The sequence below is a fragment of the Flavobacterium sp. ACAM 123 genome, from assembly GCF_000264055.1.
Taxonomy (GTDB): domain Bacteria; phylum Bacteroidota; class Bacteroidia; order Flavobacteriales; family Flavobacteriaceae; genus Flavobacterium.
This window is the reverse complement of sequence record NZ_AJXL01000107.1, coordinates 1-13,024: the sequence shown is the minus strand read 5'-3', so window position 1 is coordinate 13,024 and position 13,024 is coordinate 1. Positions and strand designations below refer to the sequence as shown.

The following is a 13,024-nucleotide window of genomic DNA, read 5'->3' as shown; positions in this document are numbered from 1 at the left end:
CACGAAAATTATATTCTTTTTTTAAGGCTTCCTTATCACGTGGTTTAAATAAATTTTCATTTATTATAGGATATATTGTATTGATATTTTTAAACAACTTTGTCTTCAAAGCATAATTATTCATCCAACTATTTCCTAAAAAAACACTATTAACATTCTGTAGCATTTCTTTTTTATATAAAAAATTTTCCCTAGTCGAATCATTTTCAGTTACTGAATTTATACCAGGACAAAAACCACAAGATTTTTCCAACCTCTCGCAGTCCCAAAAATAACTACATCCTCCTGTCATTGGGAACATGTCAGCAGCCATAAACAAAAATGGAACATCTAATTTAACATTTAAATCACAAATAGTTTTTGAAGTTAACATTCCTTGCCAAAAAAAAACCAAAACAAAATCGTATTGCTTCTTAATTTTCTTTAAAATTCGATTAGAATTAATAGGCGGTTTACTATCGTCTAACCCGAAAAAATAGTACTGTCTTTTGTTGTTACTTTTGGCATTACTATTTTTTTTTATTAGTGAATATATCTTAGTTTTCCAGTAAGAAGTTGATGTATGGATATATTGTTCCCACAACCCATAAACAGAAAGGATATTATTATTATTTTTTTTAAAGGATATTTCAGCAGCAAATCCGCATGATGATCTTCCCCAAGCGCTTTCAGCATATCCAAAGCCTGTTTTGGAGAATTATCAGTTGGCATACCACTAGATATGATCAATATATTCATTTTTTTATTTATTCCAGATTCCACGAGCCTTTTCATTTATAAGTTTATTTAATTGAACCGGACCAATCCAAGCTATTGACAATGCTAAAAGAATTTGAGAAATAGCCACTCCTTCCAAACCAAATAATTTACATAAATAAATAGTAGCTGGAATGTTAATTAACCCTACAAAAATAGATGAGAATAATTGTACCTTTACTTTTCCGAAACCATATATCAAAATGGAGTGTAGTGAATTCCACATATTAAACAATTGCCATATCCCCATTAGAATTGTTAAATTCAATGACACGTTGATTGCATTTCCAAACCATAAATTATAAAAGTAAGAAGATCCAGCAACTAAAATAGCGGCAAAAATCACAAAAAAACAATAACCCAAATACAATTTTTTCTTAACTGTTTTCATCCATGCGTAGTCTTTTAAAGCACTTGCCTCTATGAAAGCCCCCCAAAAAGGAGTCAATATAATACCAAATGCCATTCCTAGTACTGACATATATTTAAAGGCTAAATTATAAACGGTAACATCTATAGGAGATAAAACTTTGGTTATAATAATATTATTTGTTTCATAATATATTAGCGCAATAATTTGTAAAATAAAAAAACTTACACCTATTTTGAACAAATCACCAGCATAACTAAAATTGATAAAATTTACATTTGGAGCATATTTAGACAACTGCGCTTTAAAAAGATAAATGGAAAAGAAAAATAAAACTGAAGTATTTATGCCCCCCAATACTAAACTCAAATTAAACAAAGAACCTTCTGTAGTTTTAGTTAAAATCAAAATACCAACTAAAATCAGCAATTGGGTAATGACATTTATTACAGCGGTTACCACAGGTTTTTGTACAGAAGCTAAGATTGTATTTAATAACCCTAAAATGAATTGAAAAGAAAAAGTTGTCAGTACAATTAAAACAACAAAATACAGATCACTATTTGCTATTTTTTCTACATTTAAAAATTCGCTCCAATTTATAAACCATGAAAACACTACTGCAATTATCCAAACAGTTGATATAATAATAGTAATAATTGCATAAGTAGTGCTGACATAAATTTTAGCTAATTTTTCATCTCCATGAGCTATTGCCTGAACTAAATTATTTTTAAGACCATTTCCAAAACCAATGTCGAAAAAACTAAGCCAACCTATTACAGAAGATAAAGTAATCCACACACCATAATGATAAGGTGAAATATAGTCCATCGTTAGTGGTACTACTGCAAGACTTAACAATATACCAATTCCTTTTAAAAAGAAAGAACCTACTATATTTGCCTTTATATTTTTTGACCTGTCTGTACTTTTAAAATAATTTAAAATAGAATCAAACCTTAATAGTTTCAGCATTCACAATACAAATTAATACATTCAGCAATATTCACCACTTCACTTTCTTTCAATTCAAAATACAGCGGCAACCTAACTAAACACTCCGTGAATTTATCAGAATTACTAAGTACTCTCCCATCATGCTTATCTTTATAATATTCACTGGAGTGTAACGATAAATAATGAAAAACCGCATAAAACCCATTCTCTTTAAGTGAAAGAATAAGAGCTTCTCTAGCATGTCCATCAGAGCAAGTAAGGTAGAACATGTGTCCGTTATTTGTTGCAAAATCAGGAATTACAGGTAATTGTAGCCCTTTAATATTTGATTTTTTAATACTTTCGTAGTATTGCTTCCATAAAAGAATCCTTCTATCTTGAATTTCATTTAAATTTTCAATTTGCGCCCAAAGAAAAGCTGCAATAATTTCTGATGGCAAAAAAGAGGACCCCGTATCAACCCAACCGTACTTATTAACTTCTCCTCTAAAAAATTCTGCTCTGTTAGTACCTTTTTCCCAAATAATTTCCGCACGATTAAAGAATCGATCATCATTAATTGCAAGCATCCCTCCCTCTCCTGAGATAATGTTTTTTGTTTCATGAAAAGAGAACGCTGCTAAATGCCCAATTGAACCTAAAGCCCTTTTCAATCCATCTTTACCTGTATAAAAGCTATCAATGGCTTGTGCCGCATCCTCTATCACCAACAAGTTGTACTTATCAGCTAATTCCATAATTTTATCCATGTCACAAGCAACACCTGCATAATGAACGGGAACAATCGCTCTTGTTTTATCAGTAATTAAATCCTCAATAAGATTGGCATCAATATTGGGATTATCAACGTATGAATCAGCAAATATAATTTTAGCTCCTTGACGAATAAAAGCTATTGCTGTAGAAACAAATGTAAAACTTGGTACAATTACTTCATCACCTTCTTTTATATTAGCTAATATAGCTGCCATCTCGAGTGCATCTGTACATGATGTTGTTAATAATGTTTTTTTGAAGCCATAAGTCGTTTCAAAAAAAGATTGACACTTTTGAGTGTACTTTCCGTTACCGGATATTTTACCTGTATTTACTGCATCATAAATATAATGCGTTTCTTTTCCTGTTAAATAGGGTTTATTAAATGGTATCATTGTTTAACTTTTTATATTTTCCCAAAAAATATTTTCGAAATTAATATTTGAAACAGGAAGTTTGGGTGAAAAAAATATTTCCTTTTGATTAATTATTAATTTATTTGTATTCCCTTGCTCAACACCAAGTTTTGTACATATACCGCCTAAGATTGCGCAACACGATGTTTTGAAAACAGTATCAATAATATTTAAATCTTTATTCCAATCAACAGCAAAACATCCCTGGTGAATAATTGTGCCCGCATCAACAATTTCATTAACTTCATGACAAGTTCCCCCTATAAACCCAACATTTTGCTGCTCAGCTTTTGATACTGTTTCCATTCCAATATAGCCCGCAAAACCAGGTAACAAAGAGTAATGTAGATTAATAAATTTTGAAGGAAACAAAAGTAATGTTTCAACATCAATTATTTTATGAATATTAGTAATGATTATATCAGGTTTAAGATCAATTAATTGACTCTGAAGTTCTTTTGGATTAGAGCGCCTGTAAACAATTTGTTTGTAATATATATTACTTTGAATTGCAAAATCTTCTATTTCTGTTTCACGATCAGAAATAATACCAACAATCTCAATTGGCAAATCCAATTGTCTCAAAGCATGAAAAACAAATTTAAGTGTACCTCCTCCTCCTGACACTAAAAACACTATTTTCTTATAACACATTTTTTTCTAAGTTAATTTTTTACCTTTTAAAAAAAAAGAATTTCGCTTAATAAGGAATTATACTATTTTATAAAATTTCAATACAAATCCACCTTCTTATCTGAATTGTAAATAAGATATCCGGATCTGTCATTACTACTTGCAATATATTTTAGTTCTTTATTTAAAATTTCTTTCTCAACATCAAATTTATTAGCTTTTAAAAAATAAGGAAGCAAAAACTCAGTTTCTTTACTTAAAAAATAGACTCCTGCGAAACCTATATTATTTAAAACCGGAATCTCAAACTGATTAAGTGCAATTTTTAAAACCCCTTCCAAAAAACCATATCCCGTAGACAAGTTAACTAATTGAGAACCAATAAAATCACCTCCCATTCTAGCGCCAATCTCAATAATAAATATTTCTCCTTTCTCGGTTATTTTAAACTCTGAATGGCTCGCTCCATAATTAATTTCTAACGCGTCTAAAGCGTTAGAAGTAATATTTTTTAAATCATTAATAAGTGGATAGTCCAATAAGGAAGGCTGATGATGAGCTAACTCAACAAATCTGGGTGCACCTGTAGTAACTTTATCTGTTATCGCTAAAATAAAATGTTTCCCCTTCCACGAAATACTTTCTACGCTAACTTCTATTCCTTCTATGAACTCTTCTACAATGCATTTTTTTACAAACGATTCTTCAATTGCCAACTCTATCGCTTTCTCGAGACCTGACAAATTATCTATTTTAAATACACCTCTACTACCTGAACGATCGACTGGTTTAATAATTAAAGGAAATGTAAATTCTACAAACAAAAACTTGTCGAATTTATCTACTTCGATAAATTTTGGACAATTTTGATTGCTCACACTGAGTACTTCTCTCATAGCAGCTTTATTTGTAGTGTTTAATGCAGAAATACTGGAATTAGATACTAAATTTAATCTTTCCGCAACAAAACAAATAGTTGGGACCGCCATATCCGTAGCAATACTCGTAATACCATCGATTCCTATTTCATAACACTTTTCATAAATTTGTTGTTTATCTAAAATAGAAATAGGATAAAAGTAATCCGCAATATCCTTGCACACTGCACCATCTTCCCATGCAAAACAATGCGTTTCTATTCCTAACTCTTTAGCTTTGATTATTAACGGCTTCTGTAAATAACTTGCACCGATAATAGCTAATTTTTTTCATCTGATAAAGATTTAATTTTTAATTAGAATAAGAACAGCGTAATTAATTTTAAGATTTAATAAAAACATTAATTACTTTATATTCTTGCAATGATAATCAAATATTCTATTTTATTAATATCTCATATAACCTTATTCAAACAAGCTATTTTATAAATAGTTTTCATGTCAATTTCCAGTAAAATATCGGTCGACTATGTACTAGTTTTGTTAGTTCTAGTAATCCATTTCACTCAAAACCAAAATGTTCCATTGTTAGTTATATTTTGATATTTAATTTCAATAATTTTACAATATCGGTAATCACTTCCATATCAGTAACAACTATTCAAAATAATTTAAAGTAGAATAGCCACCATCTTTCAAATACTGGTCTTTCTGCATTAATTTCAAGTCAGACTGCATCATGTCTTTTACCAAATCAGCTAAATTATACTGACATTCCCATCCTAATTTAGTTTTTGCTTTGGTTGGGTCACCAATTAACAAGTCCACTTCTGTTGGCCTGAAATATTTAGGGTCTACCGCCAATATTTCCTTTCCTATTTCTAACTGATAGTTTGGATTGTTACACGCTTTTACAAAAGCTTTCTCTTCTACCCCTTCTCCCGTAAACTCCAACTCAATTCCTACCTCAGCAAAACTCATACGCACAAACTCTCTTACTGGAGTCGTTTTTCCGGTAGCGATTACCCAGTCCTCTGCTTCATCTGCTTGCAAAATCATCCACATCATACGTACGTAATCTTTTGCATGACCCCAGTCGCGTTTGGCATCCAGGTTTCCTAAGTAAAATTTATCCTGTAAGCCTAAAGCAATTCTAGAAGTGGCACGTGTAATTTTACGGGTTACAAAAGTCTCCCCACGAATAGGTGATTCATGGTTAAATAAAATCCCATTACAGGCATACATGCCGTAAGCCTCTCTATAATTTACCGTAATCCAAAACGCATACATCTTGGCTACTGCATAAGGTGAACGAGGATAAAAAGGAGTCGTTTCTGATTGCGGTACTTCTTGTACTTTCCCGTACAATTCAGAAGTAGACGCCTGGTAAATACGGGTCTTTTTATCTAATCCTAACAAACGTACTGCATCAAGAATACGAAGAGTACCCAATCCATCTGCATTTCCAGTATACTCCGGAGTTTCAAAAGAAACCGCAACGTGACTCATAGCTGCCAAATTGTAAATTTCGTCTGGTTGTATTTCTTTGATCAAACGTATCAAGTTTGTACTATCTGTCATATCACCATAATGCAAGAAAAAATTACGGTTGTCCACATGCGGATCTTGGTATAAATGATCAATTCTGTCCGTGTTAAACAGAGACGAACGTCTTTTTAATCCATGAACAATATATCCTTTTTTAAGTAAAAATTCACTTAGATAGGCTCCGTCTTGTCCTGTTACTCCGGTAATAAATGCTGTTTTTTGAGCTGCCATGATTCTGTTCTATTAATTTTTTGATTCAGTCTTTTATAGACTCAACTTATAGTTTAATTTCTTTTACATTTTCTATATTCTCTATAAACCAAGTATAGGTTTTCTGTATTCCTTCTTCTAATTGCACCTGGTGTTTCCATCCCAGCGCCTGCATTTTAGAAATATCCATCAGTTTTCTTGGTGTTCCATCCGGTTTGCTGCTGTCCCAAATAATTTCTCCTTGATATCCAGTGATTTTTTGAATGGTTTCGGCTAATTGTTTAATCGTTAAATCTTCTCCTGTACCCACATTGTATAAGTATTCAGGTAGTTTATTTTCCAAGGCAAATACAACTGCTTCTGCCATATCATCCACAAATAAAAATTCTCTCATTGGTGTTCCGCTTCCCCAAAGGGTCACAGCTGCATTATTATTCTCTTTTGCCTCATGAAATTTACGCATCATCGCAGGTAAAACATGTGAGGAATTTAAATCAAAATTATCATGAGTTCCATATAAGTTAGTTGGCATTAAGCTTACATAATCTTTACCAAATTGATTACGAATCGCCTGACAGGCTTTCACTCCGGTAATTTTGGCAATAGCGTACCATTCATTGGTTGGCTCTAAAGAATCCGTAAGTAAATACTCTTCTTTAAGCGGTTGTGGTGCTAATTTAGGATAAATACAAGAGCTCCCTAAAAAGATAAATTTCTCAACACTAGATTGCAATGCGGCATCAATCAGGTTATTTTGGATTTGCATATTTTCCATTAGAAATTGATATGGAAAATTATTATTAGCCAAAATTCCTCCTACTTTTGCGGCGGCATCGATTACTACTTCCGGCTTTTCTATTGCAAAAAAATCTTTTACTGCTTGTTGGTTTTTCAAATCAAGTTCTTTGCTAGAAACACCAAGCAGGTTTGTATAGCCTTTTGAAGTAAGCGTTCGCCATATTGCGTTACCTACCATTCCGTTATGACCTGCAATGTAAATTTTAGTACTTTTTTGCATTATCTATATCTTTTACTAATTTAAGTATATCTCTATTCCAACTAAAATTTATATATTTAAAAGCCACGAAGACGATTGGATTTTTTCCCCTAACCCGTCTAATAATTCTATATTTAATTCCGTACAAATGGGTGCTTCTGGTATACAACTATTGTTTTGATCCCCACCATTGGCAAAAGCCAAATTAAACTGCACAGATTCCATTCTGTGAATATACTTAATTGTTTCACAAACGGTCCTATCAGTATCAATAGATATAAATACTTTATCAACCGCTTTAATATTTTCTACAATAAACAACCTCTCCTCTTGGGTTTGAAAATCTTTGGAACCTTTTAATTCACGTTGAAAATCATTGTTTACAATAACAAATAACGCATCTCCAAGTTTTTTGGCAGCATTGAAATATTCTATATGTCCTTTGTGAATAGGATTAAAATATCCGCTTACTATAATGGCTTTCTTTTTTACTATTTCCTTCATCTAATTTTTTCTTTCTTTACAAATTGATTCTATTTAAACAAGTTGCTTTAAAACTCTTCTCATAATAAGAACTAGCAACGTTAAAAACCCTGCCAAAATTCCTCCCAGCAAAATCCCCTTCGCTTTGCCAAACCTTTCCTTATGCAAAGGCAGAATAGGGCTATCAATAACCTGAATTAAAGGGGTCTCTTTACGCAGTGTAACTTTAGCTAGTTCACTTTGCTTTACTAGCTCCGTTAATATAGCCGTATTAGCCTGCACATCAACTTGCCTTCTAGCAGACGGAGCTCTACGTACATTAAGTGCTGGATTCAAATTAAAGGTATTATCATTGGCAACAGCCACTCCCGTAATAGCACCATTCAACGCTCTTCGAATAGAATCTGTTTGTCTTTCCAGAATATCCATATTCTCACGAGATTTTTTGCTTTTAGTCTCAATATAAAAATCTGAAACCTCATTAACTAAAGCTTCGGTAAAATATTTAGCAAACAATTCGTTGGTAGAATTGACATCAATTGATATAATAGCGATTTTTTTATCTTTTTGACCTACACTTAAACCATTTGTAGATAGATCAGCATACATCACGCCCAAAATACTATCTTGAGCCCTGCTGTAGTTTTTTCGGTCCGCATTCGGTAAAAACTTAATGTTTTTGAAATTCGGTTTGTTTTCCCAGCTATCTCTCCACCCATTGTTTTGAATGTACATCTCTGCCAAAGAAATATTTTTCCCTTCATAGGTAACCGCAGTCAATAAAGTTTGCTCTACCATGCTTCTGGACTTGAATAATTCAGTTAGATTAGAACCGGTAAAGATGCTTCCACCGCCGCCTCCTAAGTCCAAACCAAAAGAACTCGCCAAACCCAATGCTCCACCTAATCCACCACCTCCTTTTTCATCTTCTAGTGCAAAAGACAAAGTCGCAGTATAAACCGGTTTTTTAATAAAAGAATAAGTTAAACCAATAGCGGCACCTATTATTCCTGCCAATACAATAATTTTCCATTGAGAAACTAAGTAGGAGAACCATTCCTGTGCTTTCTCTATTAATTCCTTTAAGGATATTTCGTCGTTTTCGTTTTGTTCGTTCATTTTATGCTGTTATCCGTTGTGGGGTTCTCTGCTATCCGTTTTCTGTTATCCGTTATCGGTTGTGTGTTTTCTGTTTTCGTCTGTTGATGCGAGATTGTTTATGATTGAATTGACTGTTGTCTGTTTTTGTTTTCTATTCTCTGTTCTCTGTTTTCGTATGCTGATGCGCGATTAGATGTAATCCGATACGGCGCTTTCTGGAAAACCGATAAGACATAACTGATAACTACTCTCTTTTTTCTGTTCTCTGTTTTAGTATGTTGAGTCGAGAATATATGTAATCCGATACCAGGCTTTCCGGTAAACCGCTAACCGATAACTGTTTTCTGTTTTCTGTTTCGTCTGTTGATAAGAGACTCTATTTAATCGGATAGCACTTATTTCGGAAAACTAATAACTGATAACCGATAACTCATAAATGACAACCCATAACAGAAAACTCACAACGGCATATTCTATTTAAAAGCAGTAACAATCAACAGCGCCAAACTAGCGATAACACTTGCTATACTCACAAATTCTCCCGTACTCATTTTCTTAACTTCTGGTCTCTCAGGAACAATAATTTGAGATCCTGGGGTTACTTTAGGATAGTTTCTAAAAAACAGAAAAGAACTGGTCACAGCCGCCTTCCCATTAGGATAAATAATATAGGCTTTTTTCTTCCAGCCTTTAGCGTCCACTCCACCTACAGCATTTAAGTAGTAACCAAAAGATTTTCCTTTATCATAGGGAATCTCTGAAGTTAACAGTACATTACCAGTCACTTTTACTCCTTCATTGAAAGCCGCAACTTCGATTTCATCTCCGGGGAACAAAGTCACATTAGTCCTACTATTTTGATTTTTAACAATCGATTCCCAGTCAACAGGAATGGTCGCGTATTTCAAATCTTCCTTGATTTTTTTCTCTAATGCTTTTTGAATGCTATCATTTTTTCCCAAATTCAAATTGACACTTTCAATATCTGATATTTGTTTTGCTTGAATAGGTCGTTTGATTTTAACCCCATTTATATTGGCCAAAGAAGTCAATCCACCTGCCCTTTGTATAATATCATACACTCTATCTTTCTTTTGAGCTAAAACATATTTACCCGCATAATTTACAGCACCGCTTACACTTACCATTTCAGGTTTTTCAAAAACAGCCATTTTGCGTATGTTGACCACATCAAACGGAAGCAATTCAAAATTCGTAGCCTGTTCATTATTATTAGGTGCAATGGCAACCGTAAACAATTCCGCTTTATTAGGGTTAGCATCATCAATTTCTTCTGATACAATCATTCTCGCTATCTCTACTCTTTTTGAAGCTGAACCCGTTAATCCTCCTGCTTGCACTAAAAAATCATTCAAGGTCAAACCTTCATAATAGTCATAAACCCCAGGATTCTTGATTTCGCCATCAATAGTTACTTTGTATTCTTCGACAAAATCCAAAATAGAATAAACGGTGACCACATCTTCCTTATTCAAGGCGATATCAGCCTCAAGATTTCCACTCATGGCCTGCTCTAAATCTACATTGACAATTTCAGTAGTCAAATCTGATTTTACTCGAATGATTCTTGCCCTTTTGCTATAAGCGTCGTCCTTTAATCCGTCTGCTTTCAAAATCAAATCAGAAATGCGCATACCCTCATAAAAGGAATAAGTATCGGGTCTAAAAACAGCCCCTTCAATTATAATACGGTTTTCAAAACGGTTTAAAATTTTACTCACTCTAAACACATCACCGGATTGCGGCTGGTAGCTCGTATATTCAGCCGAAGTGATATCGCGTATTTTAAACTCCTTTGCTGTTTTCTGTAATACGTTGACCGAGGCAGTGTAAGCAAACTCATTAAATCCGGAAGCAAAAGAAAGTAAATCTGCAAACGTTTCGCCTTTTTTCATTTCGAATATCCCAGGACGCTTCACTTGTCCTTCTACTGTCACTCTTTGGCTATAGGCCGGAATTCTAATGACATCATTGTCTTTTAAACCCACATTATCAGATTGATCCCCATTCACTAAAAAATGATAGATATCAATGGTTCTGTATACTTTATTATCTCTCAACAATTCAATATTTCTATAACTCCCATTCTTTCCTGGTCCTCCTCCTAAAAATAAGGCGTTATATACCGTGGCCAAAGAAGATATAGAATAATTTCCCGGTTGTTTACTCCCTATTATGGTTACCTTAATGGTTCGAATGCGACTTAAACTAACACTCACCTGCGATTGCCCAGAAGATACCGTACTGTATACCCTGGAAATAGCCGCTTTTATTTTTTGAGTAGCTGCTTCAATACTCATTCCTGAAACCGAAATCTGCCCTACATTTTGAATACTGACTTTTCCCTCAACAGAAACCGGAATACTGGCCGTAAATTCCTGTATGCCGTACACACTTATTTGTAATTCATCCCCAGGACCCAATATATAATTGACCGGAGTAGCTAATTTTAAATTAGGTTCGAAATTTAAGGTGGGATTATCAAACAACTGCGAACCAAAAATCAACGCGTTGATGCTGTCCTTGATCTTCGTATTGACTATATTCTCCTGTTTTCTAACTGCCCCCTCTTCAGATGCGTTACCATTGCTAGAAGTGGTAGTGCCAGTTAACGGAACCGCTAATCGCGCTTTTAATTTAGCAAATTCGCCTGCCGACATTCCCTTGGCCATAGCCATCGGTTCTGCCTGAGCAATCGTCATATTATTGCTTTGCAGCTGCGCTTGTATTTTGGCGATATCACTATCTTTTAAGCTATCCACCTTCAGAGTACTCAAATCATTACTGCTCAACAAGCCCTGCCCAATTACTGTTGAAGACTGCAAGAGCGAAAATAATATAAATAGAAATGCAACTGTTTTTCTCATATTGTAATCTTTTATAAAAAAAGGGTATTAATCATTTTAAATTTAGTTTCGAATACCACCAAATATATTCGTAAGGTTATATTAACTCTGTAAAAATAGGAAAGCCAATAATCTAAATACGGCTTCGCCACAGTGACTCCCATTTATGGCTCCCTAACTTTTATTAAAGTCTGTTATTTTAAGTCAAATGAATGCTGCACAATTACGCTTGACTTCGCGACGGCAAATATAGCTTTTAAAAAAACGAATCCTAAATTTTAGCTTACCTTTTAAAAAAGCGGCTTTAGTCCTAGAAAAATAATAAAAAATAAACAACTAACAACCAATAAATTATAAAAAATATTCTCGATTTTTGTTCTTCAAAAATCACCTAATTTAGTGAGGCCGTCCGCCCTATTTTTCGCCGCTATTGATAAGGAATCATTTCCAATCTAACAGCGCTATAATTCGCTCTTTTCGCATTTTAAAAAAAAAGGGGCTGCTTACCTCACTTTTATGGTTGCTAAATACCAATAAAGGACAAGCTCATAATCCACATTTCATCATTTGATATGTTGTACGATGATTTTAAATACATTCTAAAAGAGGGATTAATTAGCAATTTTTTAATAACACCACTTGCATCGCGTTATGACTACTATTATAACATCATTAAAAATAGAATTTTCTTGACAATGATTTTCAATAACTAGTGTTTAAATGTAAAAACAAAGAAAATCTTAGAATTAAAGAAATCAAAATAAGATAAAAAACACTCCTTAATATCGTTTTTCAAGAATTGATAATTTCAAATATCAGATTTTTTTGTCTCAAATACGGTTTAAAGGGATGCTTCCTTCGTCAGTAGGACAAAGTTGGGAGCAAAAAGTGAAGAGTAATCTCCTATGATTAGAAAATCGTGCAACCGCCCTTAAATAAAAAGCATGAAAAACAACGAAAAAGCAAAGTGGCAGCAGTCCGCGAGTTGAGGACGAAGGACGAACGGCTCGGGCTGCGGAACGGCGCTTTGAGGTAGTTTTTGCGCTTTT

10 protein-coding genes are annotated in these 13,024 nt (G+C 33.6%); all 10 read right to left on the bottom strand.

Translation table 11 applies throughout. The annotated features are described in order from the left end of the window. Positions 1-583: hypothetical protein (locus A3SG_RS0115315; RefSeq protein WP_016990884.1), on the bottom strand; the 583-nt coding region annotated here is incomplete at its 3' end. A gap of 159 nt (positions 584-742) precedes the next feature. After that, positions 743-2,104, bottom strand: a complete 1,362-nt coding sequence (locus tag A3SG_RS20100; protein WP_016990883.1) for a lipopolysaccharide biosynthesis protein — start codon at positions 2,102-2,104, stop codon at positions 743-745. Then, entirely contained in the window at positions 2,098-3,237 is a 1,140-nt protein-coding gene (gene rffA / locus A3SG_RS0115305; RefSeq protein ID WP_016990882.1) for a dTDP-4-amino-4,6-dideoxygalactose transaminase, read from the bottom strand. The genes A3SG_RS20100 and rffA overlap by 7 nt, the downstream gene beginning before the upstream one ends. 3 nt (positions 3,238-3,240) lie before the next feature. Beyond that, positions 3,241-3,912 (bottom strand): formyltransferase family protein, encoded by a 672-nt coding sequence (locus A3SG_RS20095; RefSeq protein ID WP_016990881.1) that lies wholly within the window; start codon positions 3,910-3,912, stop codon positions 3,241-3,243. A gap of 77 nt (positions 3,913-3,989) precedes the next feature. Further along, complete coding sequence (locus tag A3SG_RS0115295) at positions 3,990-4,994, bottom strand: acetyl-CoA carboxylase biotin carboxylase subunit family protein (RefSeq protein WP_016990880.1); 1,005 nt, start codon at positions 4,992-4,994, stop codon at positions 3,990-3,992. 432 nt (positions 4,995-5,426) lie between these two features. Next, positions 5,427-6,548, bottom strand: a complete 1,122-nt coding sequence (gmd, locus tag A3SG_RS0115290; RefSeq protein WP_016990879.1) for a GDP-mannose 4,6-dehydratase — start codon at positions 6,546-6,548, stop codon at positions 5,427-5,429. Between the two features lie 46 nt (positions 6,549-6,594). Continuing rightward, the gene (locus A3SG_RS0115285; RefSeq protein WP_016990878.1) at positions 6,595-7,545 is read right to left on the bottom strand and encodes a GDP-L-fucose synthase family protein; all 951 of its coding nucleotides are present in this window, start codon (positions 7,543-7,545) and stop codon (positions 6,595-6,597) included. A 48-nt stretch (positions 7,546-7,593) separates the two neighbouring features. Then, complete coding sequence (locus A3SG_RS0115280) at positions 7,594-8,028, bottom strand: adenylyltransferase/cytidyltransferase family protein (RefSeq protein ID WP_016990877.1); 435 nt, start codon at positions 8,026-8,028, stop codon at positions 7,594-7,596. A gap of 33 nt (positions 8,029-8,061) precedes the next feature. Next, positions 8,062-9,126, bottom strand: a complete 1,065-nt coding sequence (locus A3SG_RS0115275) for a Wzz/FepE/Etk N-terminal domain-containing protein (protein ID WP_016990876.1) — start codon at positions 9,124-9,126, stop codon at positions 8,062-8,064. A 455-nt stretch (positions 9,127-9,581) separates the two neighbouring features. Then, positions 9,582-11,996, bottom strand: coding sequence for an SLBB domain-containing protein (locus A3SG_RS0115270; protein ID WP_016990875.1), 2,415 nt, complete (start codon positions 11,994-11,996; stop codon positions 9,582-9,584). Positions 11,997-13,024: the final 1,028 nt, after the last annotated feature.